The sequence below is a fragment of the Pseudomonas imperatae genome (genome assembly GCF_057128625.1).
This window is the reverse complement of sequence record NZ_JBSKHP010000003.1, coordinates 299,314-320,850: the sequence shown is the minus strand read 5'-3', so window position 1 is coordinate 320,850 and position 21,537 is coordinate 299,314. Positions and strand designations below refer to the sequence as shown.

Below are 21,537 nucleotides of genomic sequence, written 5' to 3'. Positions count from 1 at the left end.
AATCTGTAGTCGCAACACGCTTATGTGGGAGCTGGCTTGCCAGCGAGCTGTTGATGCCCAAAAAGCTAGCTGGCAAGCCAGCTCCCACAGGCGGTTTAGAACGTCGCGGGCTTTGGCTTGTACGCGCAATACCCAGGCCGCGGGCCTACGCGCGGGTGGTTGCGGCAGGTATCCGGGCGCTTGTCGTAGATGGTGCACAGGCGGCTCTTGCGGTCCAGGTACAGGCAGTCGTTGTTGCTCATGCGCTGCAGGGTGAAGATGCCCGACTTCTGGTTGAAGCGCTCGACGATGCCGTCCTTCTGCAGGCGCTTGGCGATGTTCTTCGGCGGGTCGCCCAGTTCGAATTCGTCCACCACGCCGATGCGCACCAGATCCTTGATCTTCACCTCCACGGGCAGGGTGCAGCAGGTCGACATGCAGGCGCCGCACATGGGCTGGGTGAATTTCTGCCAGGTCTCCAGGCGGTCGACTTCGGCAGCGGCTATCAGGGTGGTCTTCATCGGGTTCGGTTTTTCGGGGTAATCGGGCGCGCGATGATACCGGGACTGGTGAAATTGTGAACAACCATTTGCCGGTTTCACCCCCGGGTGTTTCGTGGTTCTTACAGAAAAGCGCGAACCTGGCCTTTCACCTCCTGTCGAACCGTCTAGGCTCAGACAACCCCATCCTAAAAATCCGTCAACTTCCCCGAGGACGCATCAATGTCTCAGGAACCGCTTGTCCGTGACGCAGAGGTGGCCGAATTTCGCGCCGCTGTACTCGCAAAACTCACATACGCGGTAGGCAAGGACCCGGATCATGCCTTTGATCACGACTGGTTCGAAGCCATCGCCCTGGCGGCCCGCGACCATATGGTCGAGCACTGGATGGACCACACCCGGCAGATCTACCGCAAGGCGCAGAAGCGGGTGTACTACCTGTCCCTGGAATTCCTGATCGGCCGGTTGCTGTACGACAGCCTCAGCAACCTGGGGCTGCTGGACATCGCCAAGGAGGCCCTCACCGACCTGGGCGTGGACCTGGAGCGCATCCGCCTGCTGGAGCCCGATGCGGCCCTGGGCAACGGCGGCCTGGGCCGGCTGGCGGCCTGCTTCATGGAAAGTATGTCGACCCTGGGCATCGCCGCCCACGGCTACGGCATTCGCTACGAACACGGGCTGTTCCGCCAGGCCATCGTCGACGGCTGGCAGCAGGAGCAGACCGAGAACTGGCTGGACTTCGGCAACCCCTGGGAGTTCGAGCGCCCCGAGGTGATCTACCCGATCAGCTTCGGCGGCCACGTGGAAACCGTGCAGGACGCCGGCGGCCAGCAGAAACAAGTGTGGTGGCCCGCCGAGACCGTGCGGGCGGTGGCGTACGACACCCCGGTGGTGGGCTGGCGCGGTTCCAGCGTGAATACCCTGCGGCTCTGGCGTGCACGCGCGCTGGAAGAGCTGCACCTGGAACGCTTCAACGCCGGTGACCACCTGGGCGCCGTGGCCGAAGTGGCCCGCGCCGAAAGCATCTCGCGGGTACTCTACCCAGCCGACAGCACCGAGGCCGGCCAGGAACTGCGCCTGCGCCAGGAGTACTTCTTCGTCTCGGCCTCGCTGCAGGACCTGCTGCGCCGCCACCAGAACATCCACCCCTCGCTGCTGAACCTGGCCGACGGCGCCGCCATCCAGCTCAACGACACCCACCCCTCCATCGCCGTGGCCGAGCTGATGCGCCTGCTGGTGGACACCCACGGCCTGGCCTGGGACACCGCCTGGAACATCACCGTCAACACCCTGGCCTACACCAACCACACCCTGTTGCCCGAGGCGCTGGAAACCTGGCCGGTGGGCCTGATGGAGCGCATGCTGCCGCGGCACATGCAGATCATCTACCTGATCAATGCCTACCACATCGATTCGCTGCGGGCCAAAGGCATCCACGACTTCGACGTGCTGCGCGCGGTGTCGCTGATCGAGGAAGACAACGGCCGTCGCGTGCGCATGGGCAACCTGGCGTTCCTGGGCTCGCACAGCGTCAACGGCGTGTCGGCGCTGCACACCAAGCTGATGCGCAGCACCGTGTTCGCCGAAATGCACAAGCTGTACCCCGACCGCATCAACAACAAGACCAACGGCATCACCTTCCGCCGCTGGCTGTTCCAGTCCAACGGCGAGCTGACCTCGATGCTGGTGGATGCCCTGGGCGAGGACGTGCTCGACCATCCCGAGCAGCGCCTCAAGGACCTCGAACCCTTCGCCGAAAAGCCCGAGTTCCGCAAACGTTTCGCCGCCCAGCGCCTGAGCAGCAAGAAGGCCCTGGCGCGCATCATCCAGGACCGCCTGGGCGTGGCCATCAACCCCGAGGCCATGTTCGACGTGCAGGTGAAGCGTATCCACGAGTACAAGCGCCAGCTGCTCAACCTGCTGCACACGGTGGCGCTGTACCAGGCCATTCGTGCCGAGCCGGGTACGCACTGGGTGCCGCGGGTGAAGATCTTCGCCGGCAAGGCGGCCGCCAGCTACCACCAGGCCAAACTGATCATCAAGCTGGCCAACGACATCGCCCGCACTGTCAACAACGACCCCACCGTGCGCGGCCTGCTGAAGGTGGTGTTCCTGCCCAACTACAACGTCAGCCTGGCCGAAAGCATCATCCCGGCGGCCGACCTCTCCGAGCAGATCTCTACCGCCGGCTATGAGGCCTCGGGTACCAGCAACATGAAGTTCGGCCTCAATGGCGCGCTGACCATCGGCACCATGGACGGCGCCAACGTCGAGATGAGCGACCTGATCGGCACCGAGCACATGTTCATCTTCGGCCTGACCGCCCAGCAGGTCGAAGCGCGCAAGCGCGCCGGGGAGTTCAACGCCAGCGGTGATATCGCCGCGTCCCACCGTCTCAACGACGTGTTGCAGGCGATTCGCGGCGGGGTGTTCTCGCCGGACGATTCGTCGCGCTATGCCGGGCTGATCGACGGCCTGATCGCCTACGACCGTTTCCTGGTGTGCGCCGACTTCGACGCCTACTGGGACGCGCAGAAGCGCGTGGAAGACCTGTGGCACGACCCGGACCGCTGGTGGCGCTCGGCGGTGCTGAACACCGCGCGCACTGGCTGGTTCTCGTCCGACCGCACCATTCGCGAATACGCCGAGGAGATCTGGAAGGCGCTGGAGTAACGCGACTGCCGCAGCGACGCCGCCCGCGTAGCCGCTGCCGCAGGCTGCGCTGGCCCTCATGTACGCTGGAAATCTTCAGTGCACACCATGGCCAGCGCAGCCTGCGGCAGCGGCTACGGTTTTGCAGGGCACATGCAGCCCTACCCGATATACTGTCGCCCTGCCATGGACTTGTGACACCGGTTAGGGAAATCGATCATGCAATGGGTACTGCTGTTGCTGGGCCTTGCGTTGGGTGGTGCGTTCGATGAATCCATCGACGGCGCGCTCATTGGTGGGCTGTTGGGGCTGGGCCTGGGCCAGGCCTTGCGGCTTGCCACGCTTACGCGTCGCAGCGAGGAACAAGCCCGGGCGCTGACGGCCTTGCAGCTGCGGTTGCAGGCGCTGGAAGGGCCTGCGCCGGTGGTAGCGCCTGCTCCCGCCCCCGAAGCAGCCGCGGAGCTGGAATGGGAGTTGCCCGCAACCCCGCCCGAAGCCGCTCCCGAGCCTGTCACTGCCAAAGCCTGGGCCACCGAGCCCCGGCCACCTGGCGAACCCGATCTCTTCGGCAAGGCCTTCGCGGCCGCCCGCGGCTGGCTGCTGGGCGGCAACACCGTGCTGCGCGTGGGCCTGGTGCTGCTGTTCCTGGGCCTGGCGTTCCTGCTGCGCTACGCCACCGAAAACGTCGTGGTGCCGGTGGAACTGCGCTACGCCGGCGTCGCCGCCAGCGCCCTGGCGCTGCTGGGGCTGGGCTGGTGGCTGCGGCTGAAACGCCGCGGCTACGGCCTGCTGCTGCAAGGTGCTGGCGTGGGCGTGCTGTACCTGACCATCTTCGCTGCCATGCGCCTGCATGCGCTGATCGACCCCGGCCCGGCCATGGCCCTGCTGGTGGCCATCACGGTGTTCTCGGCCATCCTGGCGGTGCTGCAGGATGCCCTGGGCCTGGCTTGCGCGGCGGCCCTGGGCGGCTTTGCCGCGCCTATCCTCGCATCCACCGGGGCCGGCAGCCATGTGGCGCTGTTCAGCTATTTCGCCTTGCTCAACGCCGGCATCCTCGCCATTGCCTGGTTCAAGGCCTGGCGCCTGCTGAACCTGATCGGCTTCGCCGGCACCTTCGGCGTCGGTTTCGCCTGGGGGGTGCGCGCCTATACGCCCGAGCTGTTCTGGAGCACGGCACCCTTCCTGTGGCTGTTCTTCGCCATGTACCTGGCCATCGGCCTGCTGTTCGCCCGCCGCACCCTGCTGGATAGCCCAGCGCCGCCTGCCGACGCCGACCGCGCCACGCTGCTGCGCTGGGCGGCGCGCCAGGGCGACTACGTGCATGGCACCATCCTGTTCGGGCCGCCGCTGGTGGGCTTCGGCCTGCAATGGGCGCTGGTCCATCACCTGCCGTTCGGCGCGGCGTTCAGCGCCCTGGGCCTGGGCGCGATCTACATGGTGCTGGCCTGGCTGCTGGCCCGCAGGGCCCCGCAACGCGCCACGCTGCTGACCGAAACCTGCCTGGCGTTGGCGGTGATCTTCACCAGCCTGGCCATTCCCCTGGGCCTGGACGCGCACTGGACCAGCAGCGCCTGGGCCCTGGAAGGCGCGGGGCTGTACTGGCTGGGGCTGCGCCAGCAACGACGCCTGGCGTGCTGGTTTGCCTTGCTGCTGCAACTGGGGGCTGCCGGCTGCTGTCTGTTCGCCTGGAGCCTGTCGCCTTACCTGGCGGTCACCGGTGACCTGGCGTTCAGCGCCTTGCTGCTGGCCGTCGCCGGCCTGGTCTGTGCCTGGCGCCAGCATGCCGAACGGCCTGGCAGCGGCCTGGGCGTGGTGCTGCTGGTGTGGGGCGGGCTGTGGTGGTTGCTGGCGTGTGTCAGCGGGGTGGCGCGCTGGGTGAATTGGCCGCTGGACACGGCGGCGCTGCTGCTGGCCTTCAGCGCCAGCGGCGCCGTGGCCAGCGCCCTGGCACCGCGGCTGCGCTGGCCAGGCCTGGCGCACGGGGCGCTGCTGCTGGTGCCGCTGGCCTGGCTGCTGCTGCCCTATGGGTGGGGGCACAGTTTCCACGTCGCCGCCGACCTTGGCTGGCTGGCCTGGCCGGCGGTATTGGTGGTGCATTTCTGGTCGCTGCGGCGCCTGCCCGAGTGGCTGGGCAGCCGCGTGCTGACCATCAGCCATGTGCTCGGCGCCTGGTTGTTGATTGCCCTGCTGGCGCTGGAGCTGAGCTACGGCCTGGAACAGCTGGCCGGCTACTACAACGCCTGGCGCTGGCTGGGCTGGGCGGTGTTCCCGGCGCTGTTCCTGCTGGCCATGGCCAGCCCGCGCGAATGGCCGTGGCCGCTGGCCAGTTATCCACAGGCCTACCGCTGGTGGGCCGCCTGGCCCTTGGCGTGTGGCATGCTGGGCTGGCTGTGGCTGGCCAACTGCTTCAGCGACGGCTCGGCCGAGCCGCTGCCGTACGTGCCGCTGGTGAACCCACTGGAGCTGGGCCTGCTGCTGGTGATCTACGCCCTGTTCGTCTGGGCGCGGCACTTCGACAGCCGCCTGCGCAGCCTGGGGGTACGCGGGCCGGTAACCTGGATGCTGGGCGCCTCGCTGTTCGCGGTGCTCACCGCCATGGTCCTGCGCACCGCCCACCATTACGCCGGCTTGCCCTATGATCTACAGGCCTTGCTGGCCTCGATGCTGGTGCAGGCCAGCCTGTCACTGGTGTGGACGCTGGTGGCCCTGGGCCTGATGATTGGTGGGCACCTGCGCGGGCGGCGCAAGGTGTGGCTGGTGGGGGCGGGGCTTATCGCGGTAGTGGTGGCCAAGCTGTTCTTCGTCGAACTGAGCAATCATGGCGGCCTGGCCCGGATCGTCTCGTTCATTGGGGTGGGCGTGCTGTTGCTGGTGGTGGGGTATTTCGCTCCGCTGCCGCCACGGCGAATTGAAACGGCGGGGGCCGATTCCTGATATGGGGCACATGATCAAGACGTGGTGTGGGGTAATGGGCTTGTGTGCCGTGCTGTCGGCCATGGCTCAGGAGCAACCGCAAGACTTTGCCAACCAGGTGCCGCTGAGCACCAGTGGCCAAGGCCCGTGGTACCGCCTGGAGCTGCCGCTGGCGCTGCAGTTGGGCGCGCGGCAGGCGGACCTGGGCGACATTCGCGTGTTCAACGCCGCCGGTGAGCCCCAGGCCTATGCCCTGGTGCACGAACCGGCGCGCCATGGGCAAAGCGAGCACCAGGCCAGCGTGAAGTGGTTCCCGCTGTACGATGACGCCGAAACCGCGCCGGGCACGCCCAAGGTGCGGGTGCAGACCGGCCCCAACGGCAGCCTGATCGAGGTGCAGCCCGACGAGGAACTGGAAGCCGGTGAAGAGGTGCTGCGCGGCTGGCTGCTGGACACCAGCGCCATCAAGGAACCCTTGAACCAGTTGAGCCTGGACTGGAGCAGCGAGCGCGAAGGCTTCCAGCGTTTCACCATCGAGGCCAGCGACGACCTGCAGCATTGGCGCCCCTGGGGTGAAGGGCAGGTGGCGCGGCTGTCGTTCGCCGACGAACGCATCGAGCAGCATGAAGTCAGCCTGCCGGGCCTGCCGGCGCGCTACCTGCGCCTGTTGTGGCAGGTGCCGCAATCGGCGCCTGTGCTCAGCCAGGTGCTGGTGCAAAGCAGCGCCAGCAGCCATGTGCCGCCACCGCTGGTGTGGTCGGAGCCGATCAAGGGCAGCAGCGCCAAGGCCAACCAGTACGTCTGGATGCTGCCAGCGGCGCTGGCGGTGGAACGGGTGCAGATCGACCTGGACCAGCCCAACAGCCTGGCCCCGGTCGACCTGTTCGGCCGCTACGACCTCAATGGCAGTTGGGAACCGCTGGAAAGCGGCCTGCTCTACCGCCTGACCCAGAACGGCCAGGACGCCGTGCAGAGCGAGCTGCCCATGCGCGGCGAGACCCTGCGCCAGCTCAAGCTGGAGGTGGACGACCGTGGCGGTGGCCTGGGCGCCGAGGCGCCGCTGCTGCGCGTGGCGGTGCGGCCGGTGCAGCTGGTGTTCCTGGCGCGGGGTGCTGGCCCCTACCGCCTGGCCATCGGCAACCCGAATGCAGTCAGTGCGCAGTTGCCTTTGAGCACGCTGATACCCGACGTGGACGAGCAGCGCATGGCCGCCCTGGGCGTCGCCGAGCCCGCCGTGACGCCGGTCATCGTCGCGCCGCCGCCACCGGTGGCCGCGGCGCCATCGTCGAACTGGAAACACATCAGCCTGTGGCTGGTGCTGGTGGTCGGCGTGCTGGCGCTGGCGGCCATGGCGTACAGCCTGGTGCGGGCAAAACCCGGCGGCCAGTGAGGCCATAAGCGTCACCCGCGGGCATTTTCGGACTACGCTTGAGCGGGTGGCGTGAACCTTTATCGTTACAGCCCGGTCTGAAGGGCTGGAACCGCGCCCCTATCGCTCGCTAGGTTGTGAATGAGCCTGTAAACTGCGCGGGTTTTTCCCCACCCCATTCTCCGGAGCCGTCCATGTCCCGCGTTACCCTGAGTCGCTATTTGATTGAGCAGACCCGCAGCAACAAGACCCCTGCCGATCTGCGCTTCCTTATCGAAGTGGTGGCGCGCGCATGCAAAGAGATCAGCCACGCTGTGTCCAAGGGCGCCCTGGGCGGCGTGCTGGGCAGCATGGGCACTGAAAACGTGCAGGGCGAAGTGCAGAAGAAGCTGGACGTGCTGTCCAACGACATCCTGCTGGAGTCCAACGAATGGGGCGGCCACCTGGCCGGCATGGCGTCCGAGGAAATGGACAATGCCTACCAGATCCCGGGCCAATACCCCAAAGGCGCCTACCTGCTGGTGTTCGACCCGCTGGACGGCTCGTCGAACATCGACGTCAACGTGTCGGTAGGTACCATCTTCTCGGTACTGCGTTGCCCAACCGAGTACCTGACCCAGAACGACAGCCTCAACGAGCAGGCTTTCCTGCAGAAAGGTACTGAGCAGGTCGCTGCCGGCTACGCCATCTACGGCCCGCAGACCATGCTGATCCTGACCCTGGGCAACGGCGTCAAGGGCTTCACCCTGGACCGCGAGATGGGCAGCTTCGTGCTGACCCACGAAAACATCAGCATCCCGGAAACCACCGCCGAGTTCGCCATCAACATGTCCAACCAGCGCCACTGGGAAGCCCCGGTGAAGCGTTACGTCAGCGAGCTGACCGCGGGTGAAGAAGGCCCGTTGAAGAAGAACTACAACATGCGCTGGATCGCCTCCATGGTGGCCGACGTGCACCGTATCCTCACCCGTGGCGGCCTGTTCATGTACCCGCGCGACGGCCGTGAGCCAGAGAAGCCAGGCAAGCTGCGCCTGATGTACGAAGCCAACCCGATGTCGTTCCTGGTGGAACAGGCTGGCGGCGCTTCCACCGACGGCCACCAGCGCATCCTCGACATCCAGCCTGAAGGCCTGCACCAGCGCGTGGCGGTGTTCCTGGGTTCCAAGCAGGAAGTGGAGCGCGTGACCGCGTACCACAAGGAATAATTTGTAGCCGCTGCCGAAGGCTGCGCTGGTCCTCATCCCCGCTGGAGATCTTCAGTGAGGTTGAGGGCCAGCGCAGCCTGGCGGCAGCGGCTACGAGTCTGGCGCAAAAAAATGCCCCCATCACTGGGGGCATTTTTGTTTTCAGATGCGGAAGCTGCCCACCAGCTGCTTCAACCGCGACACCTGCTGCTCCAGCTCGCTGCACGCGCGCAGGGTGGATTGCAGGTTCTCCACGCCTTCCTGGTTCAGCGTGTTGATCTCGGTGATGTCCATGTTGATGGCCTCCACCACGGCGGTCTGCTCCTCGGTGGCGGTGGCCACCGACTGGTTCATGCCGTCGATCTCGCCGATGCGCTGGGTCACGCTGCCCAGGCGCTCGCCGGCCTGGTTGGCGATGCCCACGCTTTGCTCGCTCTGGCTCTGGCTTTCGGTCATGGTGCCCACGGCTTCGCGGGCGCCTACCTGCAGTTCCTCGATGATTTTCTGCACCTGCTGCGCCGAGTCCTGGGTGCGGTGCGCCAGGTTGCGCACCTCGTCGGCCACCACGGCGAAGCCACGGCCGGCGTCACCGGCACGGGCGGCTTCGATGGCGGCGTTCAGCGCCAGCAGGTTGGTCTGCTGGGAGATGCTGGTGATCACTTCGAGGATCTGGCCGATGTTCACGGTGTTGGCGTTCAGGGTCTCGATATTGCCGCATGAGTCGCTGATCTTCGCCGACAGTTGGCCCATCACCTCGATAGTCTTGTTCACCACCTGCTGGCCATCTTCGGCCAGGCTGCGCGCGTCGCTGGAGTGCTGCGAGGCGAGTGCTGCGTTCTGGGCGATTTCCTGGGCGGCGGCGCCCAGTTCGTTGATGGCCGCGGCCACGCTGCTGGTGCGGCTGGCCTGCTGGTCGGAGTTGAGCATCGACGAGTTGGAGGCGCTGACCACCTGCAGGGCCACCTCGTTGACGCGGCCGGTGGCCGAAGACACCTCGCGGATGGACTCGTGAATGCGTTCCACGAAGCGGTTGAACGATTGCGCCAGGGTGCCGAATTCGTCGTTGGCGTGGATCACCAGGCGCTTGGTCAGGTCGCCTTCGCCTTCGGCGATGTCGTGCATGGCGCGGCCCATCACGTGCAGCGGCTCCATCAGCACGCGAATCAGCAGACCCAGCAGGGCGATGATGATCACCACGGCGATCACCGTGGCCACCAGCGCCGAGTTGCGGAATTCGCCGAGCATGGCGTAGGCCGCGTCCTTGTCCAGCACCAGCGCCACGTACCAGTCGGCCGACGGCACGCCGTTCACGCGGGTGAAGGAGATGAACTGGGTCTTGCCGTTCAGCTCTACCTCCTTGAGGCCCGGCGACACCTGCGGGGCGCCCTGTGGATAAGCTTCCGACAGGCTCTTGAGGTCCAGCTTCACGTCCGGGTGGATAAGAATCTTGCCGTCGCCGGTGACGATGAAGGCGTGGCCATGGCCGCCGAAGTTCAGCGAGTTGATGATGTCGCTGATGCTGGTCAGGTCGATGTCCGCGCCGGCCACGCCGATGAACTGGTTGTCATGGCGCACCGGGGTGGCGATGGTAATCACCAGCTTGCCCGAGGAGGCGGCGATGTAGGGCTCGGTGACGATGGTCTGCTGGGCCGCGTTGGCCGCCTTGAACCAGCCGCGCTGGCGCGGATCGTAGTCAGCCGCGCGGTTGCCCGCAGGCACCGAGAACATCACGCCGTTCTGGCCGCCGAAGTAGGTCAGCTGGAAGTTGCTGGAGTAGGCCGGCAGGCCCACGCTGCGCGCCAGGCTTGGCGCCGAGTCGCCATCCACTGCCACTTGCTGGCCCAGGGACTGCAGCAGCTGGATGCGGCTTTCCAGCCACGTCTGGATGTTGCTGGTGGTCAGGGTGCCCAGCTGCTTCATCGAGGCTTCGGTGTTCTCGTGCAGCGTGGCGCGCTGGCGGTAGTCGTTGAACGCCATGAAGCAGGAGAACGCCAGGGCGACGATGAGAGCGGCCGCGATCAGGATCTTGTGGCTGAATTTCAGGTTTTTTGTCATTGGGGTGATCTGTACGCAAAGGGGCTGATCAAACGGGGGTGGCAATCTGCCAGATGCACGCAGATAGCGCTATCTACTGTCGGCCGAAACTTCGTGAAGATTAATGTACGGTTTGGTGAGTTGACCGGCGGGCAGGGCGGGGCTGGCATAAATGCCCGGGGTGGCCGGGAACCAGATCGCGGTTTTCTCTTCTAAGCTCTAGCTGGCAGCCAAGCCGGCACTACTGTCCAGGAGTGACCTTTCATGTCTTTGCGTTCCCTCGCCCTGTTGTCGTTCTGCGTGTTGCTCGCCGCATGCAACAAGATCAACCAGGAAAACTATTCACAGATCAAGGCGGGCATGACCAAACCTGAAATCGAGAAGCTGCTGGGCAGCCCCACCGATTGCTCCGGCGCGCTGGGCATGTCCAGTTGCACCTGGGGTGACAAGAACAGCTTCATCAGCGTGCAGTACGCCGGTGACAAGGTAGTGATGTACTCGGGGCAGGGCCTCAAATGAGCCGCTTGAAGATGGTGGCCATGCTGCTGGGCGGCCTGGCGGCAGGTGCGCTGCTGGCCGGCTGCGCCAACAAGGCCAGCGACCCGCTGGCGCCGCGCACCGAGGAGCAGGTGGACCTCAAGCGTTACCAGGGCACCTGGTACGAACTGGCGCGCTTGCCGATGTTCTTCCAGCGCAACTGCGTGCAGTCCGAGGCGCACTACCGCCTCAAGCCTGATGGCAACATCGCCGTGCTCAACCGCTGCCGCACCGCCAGCGGTGAGTGGGAAGAAGCCACCGGCACCGCGTCGCCGCAGGTGCCGGGCAAAACCGACAAGCTGTGGGTGGTGTTCGACAACTGGTTCTCGAAGATCCTGCCGGGCGTGGCCAAGGGCGACTACTGGGTGCTGTACGTGAGCGACGACTACAAGCAGGCCATCGTCGGCAACCCGGACCGCAAGTACCTGTGGCTGCTGTCGCGCACGCCAACGGTTTCGCGCGAGGTGCGGGAAGAGCTGCTGGCCAAGGCGCAGCAGCAGGGTTACGACACCACCAAGCTGATCTGGCGCGCCAAAGACTCTGAAGTCGGCAAATAACCCGTACACCCGTACACCTGTACACCCGTAGCCGCTGCCGCCAGGCTGCGCTGGCCTTTTTGTGCGCTGGAGATGTTCAGTGGGGCACAGGCCCAGCGCAGCCTGGCGGCAGCGGCTACAGGTCAGTTAAGGAGGTCGCGTAGCACCTGGGCGAAGGCCGTGGCGCTTGCGCGCTCTTGCGCATGCCGGCCTTCGCTGACCACCTGTTTGCCGTTCACCCACACGTCCCGCACCTGGCGGTCGCCGCCGGCAAACAGCCAGCGGTTGAGAATGCCGTCGCCGCTGGCGGTGGCCAGGTAGGGGTCTTCGCCATCCAGCACCAGCCAGTCGGCGCGGGCGCCTACGCGCAATTCGCCAATGGCCTGCCCCAGCGCCTGGGCGCCGCCTTGCAGGGCGGCGTCGTACAGGGTGCGGCCAACCATGGGCTGCTCGGCGCCGTAGAGGCGGTTGCGGCGCTGGTCGCGCAGGCGCTGGCCGTATTCCAGCCAACGCAGTTCCTCCACCACGCTCAGTGACACATGGCTGTCGGAGCCGATGCCCATGCGCCCGCCCTGGGCCAGGAAGTCCACTGCGGGGAAGATACCGTCGCCCAGGTTGGCCTCGGTGGTCAGGCACAGCCCGGCCACGGCGCGGCTGTGCGCCATGCGCTGCACTTCGTCGGCGTCGGCGTGGGTGGCGTGCACCAGGCACCAGCGTTCATCCACCGGCACGTTGTCGTACAGCCACTGCAGCGGGCGCTTGCCGCTCCAGGCCAGGCAGTCGTTGACCTCTTTCATCTGCTCGGCGATGTGGATGTGCACCGGCGCGCCTGGGTCGCTGGCGGCCAGCACCTGGTTAATCTGCTCGGGCGTCACCGCGCGCAGGGAGTGGAAGCACAGGCCCAGGCGCTGGGCCGGCTGTTCGGCGAGGATCGGCGTCAACTGCTGCTGCAGCCGCAGGTAGCCCTCGGTGCTGTTGATGAAGCGCCGCTGACCGTCGTTGGGCGCCTGGCCGCCGAAGCCGGAATGGCTGTACAGCACCGGCAGCAGGGTCAGGCCGATGCCGCTGCTGGCCGCCGCCTGGCTGATCTGCCGCGACAGCTCGGCCGGGTCGGCATAAGCCTTGCCTTGCTGGTCATGGTGCACGTAGTGGAATTCGGCCACCGAGGTGTAGCCGGCCTTGAGCATCTCGATGTACAGCTGGCGGGCGATGACGCCCAGTTGCTCGGGGCTGATCTTGCCCACCAGGCGGTACATCAGGTCGCGCCAGGTCCAGAAGCTGTCGTTGGGGTCGCCGGCCACTTCGGCAAGGCCGGCCATGGCGCGCTGGAAGGCGTGGGAGTGCAGGTTGGGCATGCCCGGCAGCAGCGGGCCCTTCAGAGGCGTGGCGTTCTCGGCACTGGCGTTGGCCTGCAGCTGGGTGATCAGGCCGTCGGCGCCCACCTCGATGCGGACCTTTTCGGCCCAGCCGGTGGGCAACAACGCACGTTCGGCAAAGAAAGCGGACATCGACACTTACCTCATCAGGTTTATTTGTATATACATATACAGACGTTTGCCTGCCCGGTAAACTGCGGCAAGCTATCCATCTATCGATTCAGATTGGCTTAACAGAAGGATTTCCCGTGTCGACTCCGCCCGTAGTTTCTCCACTGGTTGCCCAGATGGGCGAAAGTCCGGCACCGCTCTATGCCCGCGTCAAACAGATGATCGCCGGGCAGATCCAGAACGGCACCTGGCCGCCGCACCATCGCGTGCCCTCCGAAAGCGAGCTGGTGACCCAGTTGGGTTTCAGCCGCATGACCATCAACCGCGCCCTGCGCGAACTCACTGCCGAAGGCCTGCTGGTGCGCATGCAGGGCGTGGGCACGTTCGTGGCCGAGCCCAAGAGCCAGTCGGCGCTGTTCGAGGTGCACAACATCGCCGATGAAATTGCCTCGCGCGGCCACCGTCACCGCTGCCAGGTGATCATGCTGGCCGAGGAGGCCGCCGGTTCCGAGCGCGCGCTGGCGTTGGACATGCGCGAAGGGCAGAAGGTGTTCCACTCGTTGATCGTGCATTTCGAGAACGACATCGCCGTGCAGATCGAAGACCGCTACGTGAACGCGGTGGTGGCGCCGGACTACCTCAAGCAGGACTTTACCCAGGAAACGCCCTACGCTTACCTGTCCAGGGTCGCACCGCTGACCGAGGGCGAGCACGTGGTCGAGGCAATCCTGGCCGATCCGTCGGAGTGCAAGCTGCTGCAGATCGAGCCGGGCGAACCCTGCCTGCTGATTCGCCGCCGCACCTGGTCGGGGCGCACGCCAGTAACGGCCGCGCGGCTGATCCACCCCGGCTCCCGTCACCGCCTGGAAGGAAGGTTCAGCAAATGAACAGCATCAAGCACCTGCGCGCCGCCGGCTACCCACGCATGCCGTGGAAGAATGGCGGCGGCAGCACCGAGGAAATCACCCGCGACGGCGGCGACGGCCTGGACGGCTTCGGCTGGCGCCTGTCGATCGCCGACATTGGCGAGTCGGGCGGCTTTTCCAGCTTTGCCGGCTACCAGCGGGTGATCACCGTGCTGCAGGGCGCGGGCATGGTGCTGACCGTGGACGGCGAAGCCAGCCGCGAGCTGCAGCCGTTCGATGCCTTTGCCTTCAAGGGTGACAGCGCGGTGGCGTGCGCGCTGGTGGGCGGTGCCATTCGTGACTTCAACCTGATCTACGCGCCGGCCCGCTACCGCGCCCGCCTGCAATGGCTGGAAGCGCCGCAACGGCTGTTCAGCGCGGCGCACACGGTGCTGGTGTTCAGCGTGGCAGACGCGCTGACCGTGAAGGCCGACGCCACCACCCACATCCTTGGCTTGTACGACTGCCTGCAGATCGAAACCGCCGCCCTCACCGAGCTGGCCATCGATGGCCACTGCTGCCTGATCGAAATCTCCCCGCTCTAAAAACCCCCCTCGTAGCAGCGGCCCCAGGCCGCGTCCCGGCGCACCGCACGGCCGCCGTCGGACGCCGCCTTCGGCAGCTGCTACGGTTACGGTGGGGTGCACCATTTTGTTACCGTTTGCCCCATGGGGGCGCAAAATTCCCACTTGGGCGGGTGGCCTTCAGCGCCGCCAAACGCCTCGAAAATTTTTTTCATCGCCTCGCAACCCGCTTCCAGCCTGCCTTCAGCCCTAACGACTGCCTCGCTCCCGCAAACTTGGCAACTCAATTGCATATGCTTGTATGTACAAGTAAATACGTGCACGGATCAGTGCACTCAATGCTGAGGAGTCTCGTTCGTGACTGACAATGCCCAAAACAAATTCCGTGACGTTGAAATCCGTGCCGCCCGCGGCAACAAGCTGACCGCCAAGAGCTGGCTGACGGAAGCGCCGCTGCGCATGCTGATGAACAACCTCGACCCGCAGGTGGCCGAGAACCCCAAGGAATTGGTGGTGTACGGCGGCATCGGCCGCGCGGCGCGCAACTGGGAGTGCTACGACAAGATCGTCGAGAGCCTGACCAACCTCAATGACGACGAAACCCTGCTGGTGCAGTCGGGCAAGCCGGTAGGCGTGTTCAAGACCCACAGCAACGCCCCGCGCGTGCTGATCGCCAACTCCAACCTGGTGCCGCACTGGGCCAACTGGGAGCACTTCAACGAACTGGACGCCAAGGGCCTGGCCATGTACGGCCAGATGACCGCCGGCAGCTGGATCTACATCGGCAGCCAGGGCATCGTCCAGGGCACCTACGAAACCTTCGTCGAAGCCGGCCGCCAGCACTACAACGGCAGCCTCAAGGGCAAGTGGGTACTGACCGCCGGCCTGGGCGGCATGGGTGGCGCGCAGCCGCTGGCCGCGACCCTGGCCGGTGCCAGCTCGCTGAACATCGAATGCCAGCAGAGCCGCATTGATTTCCGCCTGGCCAGCCGCTACGTCGACGAGCAGGCCACCGACCTGGACGACGCCCTGGCGCGCATCGCCAAATACACTGGCGAAGGCAAGGCCATCTCCATCGCCCTGCTGGGCAACGCCGCCGAGATCCTGCCGGAGCTGGTAAAACGTGGCGTACGCCCGGACATGGTCACCGACCAGACCAGCGCCCACGACCCGCTGAACGGCTACCTGCCCGCCGGCTGGACCTGGGAACAGTACCGCGACCGCGCGCAGACCGACCCGGCCGCCGTGGTGAAAGCTGCCAAGCAGTCCATGGCCGTGCACGTGCAAGCCATGCTCGACTTCCAGCAGCAGGGCATCCCCACCTTCGACTACGGCAACAACATCCGCCAGATGGCCAAGGAAGAGGGCGTGGCCAACGCCTTCGATTTCCCAGGCTTCGTGCCAGCCTACATCCGCCCGCTGTTCTGCCGCGGCATCGGCCCATTCCGCTGGGCTGCGCTGTCGGGCGACGCCGAGGACATCTACAAGACCGACGCCAAGGTCAAGGAACTGATCCCGGACGATGACCACCTGCACAACTGGCTGGACATGGCGCGCGAGCGCATCAGCTTCCAGGGCCTGCCGGCGCGTATCTGCTGGGTGGGCCTGGGCCAGCGCGCCAAGCTGGGCCTGGCGTTCAACGAAATGGTCCGCCGTGGCGAGCTGTCTGCCCCGGTAGTGATCGGCCGCGACCACCTGGACTCGGGTTCGGTCTCCAGCCCCAACCGCGAAACCGAAGCCATGCAGGACGGCAGCGACGCCGTGTCCGACTGGCCACTGCTGAACGCCCTGCTGAACACCGCCAGCGGCGCAACCTGGGTGTCGCTGCACCACGGCGGCGGCGTGGGCATGGGCTTCAGCCAGCACTCGGGCATGGTCATCGTCTGCGACGGCACCGATGAAGCCGCCGAGCGCATCGCCCGCGTGCTGCACAACGACCCGGCCACCGGCGTCATGCGCCACGCCGATGCCGGCTACCAGATCGCCATCGACTGCGCCAGGGAGCAGGGCCTGAACCTGCCTATGATCAAAGGCTAATCCACAGTTGTGGGAGCTGGCTTGCCAGCGAGCTTTTCAGGGCAACCAAAAGCTCGCTGGCAAGCCAGCTCCCACAATCCTGAGATTGGCTTCCAATTTGCTTGTATGTACAAGCATAGGTGATTGCCTGGTGCGGGCTAGTAACACTTTCTCTCATTCGACTTTGCAGGAAGGTTAACGATGGCGCAGAAATTCAGCTTGTTGGGTTCATTGGCCCTGGGTGCAGTACTGCTGGCGGGCTTGCCGCTGGCGCAGGCCAAGGAGTGGACCTCGGTCAACATCGCGACCGAAGGCTCCTACGAGCCCTGGAACGTTACCCTGCCTGGCGGCAAGATCAGCGGCTTCGAGCCCGAGCTGATGGAGATCCTCTGCCAGCGCATGAAGCTTACCTGCAACATTTCGGTGCAGAACTGGGACGGCATGATCGCCAGCCTCAACGCCGGCAAGTTCGACGTGCTGATGGACGCCGTGGTCATCACCGAAGACCGCAAGAAGGTCATGGCCTTCTCCATTCCCTACGCACGTACCCCGGCAAGCTTCGTCGCCCTGGACGCCAACGTGCTGCCTGGCAAGCCGGGGCCGGCCAACGAAATTACCCTGGGCACCGACGAGAAGCAGATCGGCGAAGCCATCGAAGGCCTGCGCAAGGCCCTCAAGGGCAAGACCATCGGCATCGCCTCGGGGACCATCTACACCCCCTTCATCGACGACCACTTCAAGGACGTCGCCACCATCCGCGAATACAACGCCTCGGCCGACACCATCCTCGACCTGCAGGCCGGGCGCATCGACGTGGCGTTCGACGACGTGACCTTCCTCGACTCGCTGAAGGCCAAGGACGAGAACAAGAACCTGGCCTACACCGGCCCGCAGATCGGCGGCCCTATCTGGGGCGAAGGCGAGGCCCTGGGCTTCCGCCAGGCCGATGCGGACCTGAAGGCCAAGTTCGACGCCGCGCTGAAAGAGGCCCTGGCCGACGGCACGGTGAAAAAGCTCAGCGAGAAGTGGTTCAAGCTCGACCTTACGCCCAAGTCGTAAGCGTGGCAGGGCCGGCGCCTGCGGGCGCCGGGTGTTCAATGATTGAAGTGGTGGGAAAAACCTCATGAATCTCTTGCAGATGCTCAGCTTCGGTGACACCGGTTGGGGCATGGCCTTGCTCAAGGCGGCGGCCATGACCCTGCTGTTGACCCTGGCGGCGTTGCTGATCGGCGCCCTGGTGGGCAGCCTGGTGGCGGCGGCGAAACTCTCGCGCCAGCGCAGTGTGCGCTACCTGGGCGATGCCTACTCGATCCTGTTCAGAGGGATTCCTGAACTGCTGGTGATCTACCTGTTCTACTTCGGCGGCGCCAGCGTGGTGTCGGCCATCAATCACTGGTTCGGTGGCCAGGGCTACGTCGACGTGCCGCCGTTCCTGGTGGGCGCCATTGCCGTGGGCCTGATCTCCGCGTCGTACCAGGCCGAGGTCTACCGTGGCGCCTTCATCGCCGTGGCCAAGGGCGAACTGGAAGCGGCGCTGGCCATCGGCATGACCCGCGGCATGCGCATTCGCCGCGTGCTGATCCCGCAGATCTGGCGCTACGCGCTGCCGGGCCTGGGCAACGTCTGGCAGATGAGCCTCAAGGACTCGGCGCTGATCTCGGTGATCGGCCTGGTCGAGCTGATGCGCGCCAGCCAGGTAGCCGCCGGCTCCACCCGCCAGTACTTCACCTTCTACATCGTCGGTGGGGCCTGCTACCTGATCCTCACCGGCCTGTCGGGGCGCCTGTTCAACATTGCCGAAAACCGCGTGCAGCGCACCCAGCGCCGCAACCCGGCCCAGTCCTGAGAAGGGGAACCGTGATGATCGACTTTGCCTTTCTCGCCGACACCATGCTCAAGCTGCTGGGCGCGCTGCCCACCACGCTGACGCTGTTTTTCTCCTCCCTGCTGCTGGGGCTGATCCTGTCCCTGGGCGTGGTGTCCATGCGCGTCAGCCGCTGGTGGTTCCTGAGCTACCCGGCGCGCTTCTACATCATGCTGTTCCGCGGCACGCCGCTGCTGATCCAGATGTTCCTTATCTACTACGGCCTGGGCCAGTTCCCGGCCATTCGCGACAGTTTCCTGTGGGTGGTGCTGAAGTCGCCCTACGGCTGCGCCGTGGTATCGCTGGCCATGTGCACCGCCGGCTACACCGCGGAAATCATCCGTGGCGGCCTGCAAAGCGTGCCCCACGGCCAGATCGAGGCCGGCCAGGCCGTGGGCATGAACCGCTGGACCCTGCTGTACCGGGTAATCGGCCCGGTCACCCTGCGCCAGGCGCTGCCCGCGTACTCCACCGAGGCCATCCTGCTGGTGAAGTCCACCGCCCTGGCCAGCCTGGTCACCGTGTGGGACGTGACCGGCGTGGCCCAGCAGATCATCCAGCGCACCTACCGCACCATGGAAGTGTTCATCTGCGCGGCGCTGATCTACCTGGTGCTGAATTTCCTGGTGGTGCGGGCCGTGGCCTGGATCGAGCATCGGCTGTCGCCGCACCTGCGCGAGCGGCCCCAGGGCCAGCCCGTGGTGCCTGCGCCTGAAGCCTCTACCCATTCCTGATTGCAGCGGAGCTTGTCATGAGTACTCAATTCCAGACCGCCCTGTCGGTCGCCAATATTCACAAGGCCTTCGGTGCAACCCAGGTGCTCAAGGGCATTTCCCTGGACGCGCACAAGGGCGACGTCATCTCCATCCTCGGCGCCAGCGGCTCGGGCAAAAGCACCTTCCTGCGCTGCATCAACCTGCTGGAAACCCCGGACGAGGGCAGCATTGTCCTCGACGGCGAGGCCATCGAGATGAAGCGCCACCGCGACGGCCGCCTGCTGCCGGGCAACCGCCGCCAGGTGGAAGCCATGCGCAGCAAGCTGGGCATGGTGTTCCAGAGCTTCAACCTGTGGTCGCACATGACCGTGCTGCAGAACGTCATCGAAGGCCCGATGCGCGTGCTCAAGCGCTCGCGCGCCGAATGCGTGGAAGAGGCCGAACAGCTGCTGCACAAGGTGGGCCTGTACGAGCGCCGCGACTACTACCCGGCGCACCTGTCGGGCGGCCAGCAGCAGCGCGTGGCCATCGCCCGCGCGCTGGCCATGAACCCCCAGGTGATGCTGTTCGACGAGCCCACCTCGGCGCTCGACCCGGAGCTGGTGGGCGAGGTGCTGCGGGTGATGCGCTCGCTGGCCGAAGAGGGCCGCACCATGCTGGTGGTCACCCACGAGATGGGTTTCGCCCGCCATGTGTCCAACCGCGTGGTGTTCATGCAGGGCGGCCAGATCGACTGCCAGGGCACCCCCGCCGAATTGTTCGAAGGCCTGCCGACCGAGCGTTTCCGCCAGTTCGTGTCCAGCCATCAGCAGCGTAACGCCGAGTAATCGCCACCATTTTTGAGGGTCGTTGTATGGCTGGTTCAGTTGACCGTGCTGCAAGCACGCCATTGATCGAAAAACGCTCAATTGACTACATTCCTGAATCCGAGCGTCACGGTCGGTTATTCAGCCAGTTCACCCTGTGGCTGGGTGCCAACCTGCAGATCACCGCCATCGTCACCGGCGCCCTGGCCGTGGTACTGGGCGGCGACGTGTTCTGGTCGCTGGTGGGGCTGTTCGTCGGCCAGCTGCTGGGTGGCGGGGTGATGGCCCTGCACGCCGCGCAAGGCCCGCGCCTGGGCCTGCCGCAGATGATCTCCAGCCGCGTACAGTTCGGCGTCTACGGCGCGGTGATCCCGCTGGTGCTGGTGTGCCTGATGTACATCGGCTTCTCGGCCAGCGGTTCGCTGCTGGCCGGCCAGGCCATCGCCCAGCTGCTGCAGGTGGATGACTGGCAGGGCATCGTCATCTTCGCCGCCCTGATCGTGGTGCTGACCATCTTCGGCTACCGGGTTATCCACATGATCGGCCGCGTCGCCAGCGTGCTCGGTGTCATCGCCTTCATGTACCTGTTCTACCGCCTGCTGGCCGGCAACGACGTCGGTGCGCTGCTGGGCAACAAGCACTTCTCCCTGAGCAGCTTCCTGCTGGCGATTTCCCTGTCGGCGTCCTGGCAGATCGCCTTCGGCCCGTACGTGGCGGACTACTCGCGCTACCTGCCGAGCAAGACCTCGGTGGCCGGCACCTTCTGGGCCGTGGGCCTGGGCGCGGTGATCGGTGCGCAGGCGTCCATGGTGTTCGGCGTGTTCGCCGCCGCCCTGGCCGGCGCGCAGTTCGCCCACCACGAAGTGTCGTTCATCGTCGGCCTGGGCGGCACCGGCGCGGTCGCGGCGTTGCTGTACTTCAGCGTGGCGTTCGGCAAGGTAACGGTCACCACCCTCAACGCCTACGGCAGCTTCATGTCCATCGCCACCATCATCAGTGGCTTCCGCGGCAACCGCCATATCTCCAGCGCCCTGCGCCTGACCTACATCTTCCTGATGGTGGGCACGGCGACGCTGCTGGCGGTGCTGGGCAAGGACTCGTTCCTCAAGGACTTCTCGGCCTTCATCCTGTTCCTGCTGGCGTTCTTCACGCCCTGGAGCGCCATCAACCTGGTGGACTTCTACTGCATCACCAAAGAGCGCTACGACATCCCGGCGCTGTCCAACCCCGATGGCCGTTACGGCCGCTGGAACATTCCCGGCATCAGCATCTACGTGGTCGGCGTGGTGATCCAGATGCCCTTCATCTCCACCCACTTCTACACCGGCCCGCTGGTGGCCAGCCTGGGCGACACCGACATTTCCTGGATCATCGGCCTGGTCGTGCCGGCGGTGCTGTATTACCTGGTTGCCAAGCGCTGGCACGGCGCGGTGCCCGACCGCCTGATCCTGCCGGACGAGCAGCCTTTGGCCACGGCGGCGGCAGGGAAGGCTATACCTCAGGGGACCTTCTGAC

17 protein-coding genes and 1 pseudogene are annotated in these 21,537 nt (G+C 65.6%); 14 read left to right on the top strand and 4 right to left on the bottom strand.

The annotated features are described in order from the left end of the window. Positions 1-95: 95 nt before the first annotated feature. Positions 96-500: a YkgJ family cysteine cluster protein gene (locus tag ACWKWX_RS06080; RefSeq protein WP_416422004.1), complete on the bottom strand. Its 405-nt coding sequence runs from the start codon at positions 498-500 to the stop codon at positions 96-98. Between the two features lie 201 nt (positions 501-701). Here ACWKWX_RS06080 and ACWKWX_RS06075 point away from each other — a divergent pair, with 201 nt between their 5' ends. The 4 genes from ACWKWX_RS06075 (at position 702) to ACWKWX_RS06060 (ending at position 8,618) form a co-directional block, all read left to right on the top strand. Next, positions 702-3,152: a glycogen/starch/alpha-glucan phosphorylase gene (locus ACWKWX_RS06075; RefSeq protein WP_476294869.1), complete on the top strand. Its 2,451-nt coding sequence runs from the start codon at positions 702-704 to the stop codon at positions 3,150-3,152. 198 nt (positions 3,153-3,350) lie between these two features. Further along, positions 3,351-6,065: a DUF2339 domain-containing protein gene (locus ACWKWX_RS06070; protein ID WP_483827223.1), complete on the top strand. Its 2,715-nt coding sequence runs from the start codon at positions 3,351-3,353 to the stop codon at positions 6,063-6,065. 10 nt (positions 6,066-6,075) lie between these two features. After that, positions 6,076-7,434, top strand: coding sequence for a DUF3999 domain-containing protein (locus ACWKWX_RS06065; protein WP_473005130.1), 1,359 nt, complete (start codon positions 6,076-6,078; stop codon positions 7,432-7,434). A 173-nt stretch (positions 7,435-7,607) separates the two neighbouring features. Beyond that, positions 7,608-8,618: a class 1 fructose-bisphosphatase gene (locus tag ACWKWX_RS06060; RefSeq protein ID WP_027979868.1), complete on the top strand. Its 1,011-nt coding sequence runs from the start codon at positions 7,608-7,610 to the stop codon at positions 8,616-8,618. A 141-nt stretch (positions 8,619-8,759) separates the two neighbouring features. Here ACWKWX_RS06060 and ACWKWX_RS06055 read toward each other — a convergent pair whose 3' ends face one another. Both ACWKWX_RS06055 and ACWKWX_RS06050 read right to left on the bottom strand, forming a co-directional pair. Then, positions 8,760-9,524, bottom strand: a complete 765-nt coding sequence (locus ACWKWX_RS06055; protein WP_416427523.1) for a methyl-accepting chemotaxis protein — start codon at positions 9,522-9,524, stop codon at positions 8,760-8,762. Positions 9,525-9,614: 90 nt separating this feature from the next. Further along, positions 9,615-10,574, bottom strand: a pseudogene (locus tag ACWKWX_RS06050) (HAMP domain-containing protein); the annotation flags it as partial. Between the two features lie 321 nt (positions 10,575-10,895). Between ACWKWX_RS06050 and bamE the strand changes: the two are divergent. Together bamE and ACWKWX_RS06040 are read left to right on the top strand one after the other, a co-directional pair. Continuing rightward, the gene (bamE, locus tag ACWKWX_RS06045) at positions 10,896-11,150 is read left to right on the top strand and encodes an outer membrane protein assembly factor BamE domain-containing protein (protein WP_416422008.1); all 255 of its coding nucleotides are present in this window, start codon (positions 10,896-10,898) and stop codon (positions 11,148-11,150) included. After that, complete coding sequence (locus tag ACWKWX_RS06040; protein WP_416422009.1) at positions 11,147-11,725, top strand: lipocalin family protein; 579 nt, start codon at positions 11,147-11,149, stop codon at positions 11,723-11,725. The genes bamE and ACWKWX_RS06040 overlap by 4 nt, the downstream gene beginning before the upstream one ends. Positions 11,726-11,847: 122 nt before the next feature. Here the strand turns inward: ACWKWX_RS06040 and ACWKWX_RS06035 are convergent, their stop codons facing one another. Next, a complete protein-coding gene (locus ACWKWX_RS06035) occupies positions 11,848-13,212 on the bottom strand; it encodes a formimidoylglutamate deiminase (RefSeq protein WP_483827222.1) in 1,365 nt (454 codons plus the stop codon). Between the two features lie 155 nt (positions 13,213-13,367). Between ACWKWX_RS06035 and hutC the strand changes: the two genes are divergently transcribed. The 8 genes from hutC to ACWKWX_RS05995 all read left to right on the top strand — a co-directional run bounded on the left by hutC (position 13,368) and on the right by ACWKWX_RS05995 (position 21,536). Continuing rightward, complete coding sequence (gene hutC, locus ACWKWX_RS06030; RefSeq protein ID WP_416427524.1) at positions 13,368-14,078, top strand: histidine utilization transcriptional repressor HutC; 711 nt, start codon at positions 13,368-13,370, stop codon at positions 14,076-14,078. Further along, positions 14,075-14,641: a HutD/Ves family protein gene (locus tag ACWKWX_RS06025; RefSeq protein ID WP_416422011.1), complete on the top strand. Its 567-nt coding sequence runs from the start codon at positions 14,075-14,077 to the stop codon at positions 14,639-14,641. The genes hutC and ACWKWX_RS06025 overlap by 4 nt, the downstream gene beginning before the upstream one ends. A gap of 336 nt (positions 14,642-14,977) precedes the next feature. Beyond that, positions 14,978-16,657: a urocanate hydratase gene (gene hutU, locus ACWKWX_RS06020; RefSeq protein ID WP_483827221.1), complete on the top strand. Its 1,680-nt coding sequence runs from the start codon at positions 14,978-14,980 to the stop codon at positions 16,655-16,657. Positions 16,658-16,837: 180 nt separating this feature from the next. Further along, complete coding sequence (locus tag ACWKWX_RS06015; RefSeq protein ID WP_416422013.1) at positions 16,838-17,695, top strand: transporter substrate-binding domain-containing protein; 858 nt, start codon at positions 16,838-16,840, stop codon at positions 17,693-17,695. Positions 17,696-17,759: 64 nt separating this feature from the next. Continuing rightward, positions 17,760-18,482, top strand: coding sequence for an ABC transporter permease (locus ACWKWX_RS06010; protein ID WP_416422014.1), 723 nt, complete (start codon positions 17,760-17,762; stop codon positions 18,480-18,482). A gap of 14 nt (positions 18,483-18,496) precedes the next feature. After that, on the top strand, positions 18,497-19,234 hold the full coding sequence (locus ACWKWX_RS06005; RefSeq protein WP_416422015.1) for an ABC transporter permease: 738 nt from the start codon (positions 18,497-18,499) through the stop codon (positions 19,232-19,234). 17 nt (positions 19,235-19,251) lie between these two features. Then, on the top strand, positions 19,252-20,043 hold the full coding sequence (locus ACWKWX_RS06000; RefSeq protein ID WP_027979857.1) for an ABC transporter ATP-binding protein: 792 nt from the start codon (positions 19,252-19,254) through the stop codon (positions 20,041-20,043). Positions 20,044-20,069: 26 nt separating this feature from the next. Beyond that, positions 20,070-21,536 (top strand): purine-cytosine permease family protein, encoded by a 1,467-nt coding sequence (locus ACWKWX_RS05995; RefSeq protein ID WP_473005134.1) that lies wholly within the window; start codon positions 20,070-20,072, stop codon positions 21,534-21,536. The last annotated feature ends 1 nt before the right edge of the window (position 21,537 follow it).

Bases quoted from the DNA above. Each gene is read 5' to 3' on its own strand.
- ACWKWX_RS06080 (WP_416422004.1), bottom strand. From the start codon at position 500: ATGAAGACCACCCTGATAGCCGCTGCCGAAGTCGACCGCCTGGAGACC.
- ACWKWX_RS06075 (WP_476294869.1), top strand. From the start codon at position 702: ATGTCTCAGGAACCGCTTGTCCGTGACGCAGAGGTGGCCGAATTTCGC.
- ACWKWX_RS06070 (WP_483827223.1), top strand. From the start codon at position 3,351: ATGCAATGGGTACTGCTGTTGCTGGGCCTTGCGTTGGGTGGTGCGTTC.
- ACWKWX_RS06065 (WP_473005130.1), top strand. From the start codon at position 6,076: ATGATCAAGACGTGGTGTGGGGTAATGGGCTTGTGTGCCGTGCTGTCG.
- ACWKWX_RS06060 (WP_027979868.1), top strand. From the start codon at position 7,608: ATGTCCCGCGTTACCCTGAGTCGCTATTTGATTGAGCAGACCCGCAGC.
- ACWKWX_RS06055 (WP_416427523.1), bottom strand. From the start codon at position 9,524: ATGCTCAACTCCGACCAGCAGGCCAGCCGCACCAGCAGCGTGGCCGCG.
- bamE (WP_416422008.1), top strand. From the start codon at position 10,896: ATGTCTTTGCGTTCCCTCGCCCTGTTGTCGTTCTGCGTGTTGCTCGCC.
- ACWKWX_RS06040 (WP_416422009.1), top strand. From the start codon at position 11,147: ATGAGCCGCTTGAAGATGGTGGCCATGCTGCTGGGCGGCCTGGCGGCA.
- ACWKWX_RS06035 (WP_483827222.1), bottom strand. From the start codon at position 13,212: ATGTCCGCTTTCTTTGCCGAACGTGCGTTGTTGCCCACCGGCTGGGCC.
- hutC (WP_416427524.1), top strand. From the start codon at position 13,368: ATGGGCGAAAGTCCGGCACCGCTCTATGCCCGCGTCAAACAGATGATC.
- ACWKWX_RS06025 (WP_416422011.1), top strand. From the start codon at position 14,075: ATGAACAGCATCAAGCACCTGCGCGCCGCCGGCTACCCACGCATGCCG.
- ACWKWX_RS06015 (WP_416422013.1), top strand. From the start codon at position 16,838: ATGGCGCAGAAATTCAGCTTGTTGGGTTCATTGGCCCTGGGTGCAGTA.
- ACWKWX_RS06010 (WP_416422014.1), top strand. From the start codon at position 17,760: ATGAATCTCTTGCAGATGCTCAGCTTCGGTGACACCGGTTGGGGCATG.
- ACWKWX_RS06005 (WP_416422015.1), top strand. From the start codon at position 18,497: ATGATCGACTTTGCCTTTCTCGCCGACACCATGCTCAAGCTGCTGGGC.
- ACWKWX_RS06000 (WP_027979857.1), top strand. From the start codon at position 19,252: ATGAGTACTCAATTCCAGACCGCCCTGTCGGTCGCCAATATTCACAAG.
- ACWKWX_RS05995 (WP_473005134.1), top strand. From the start codon at position 20,070: ATGGCTGGTTCAGTTGACCGTGCTGCAAGCACGCCATTGATCGAAAAA.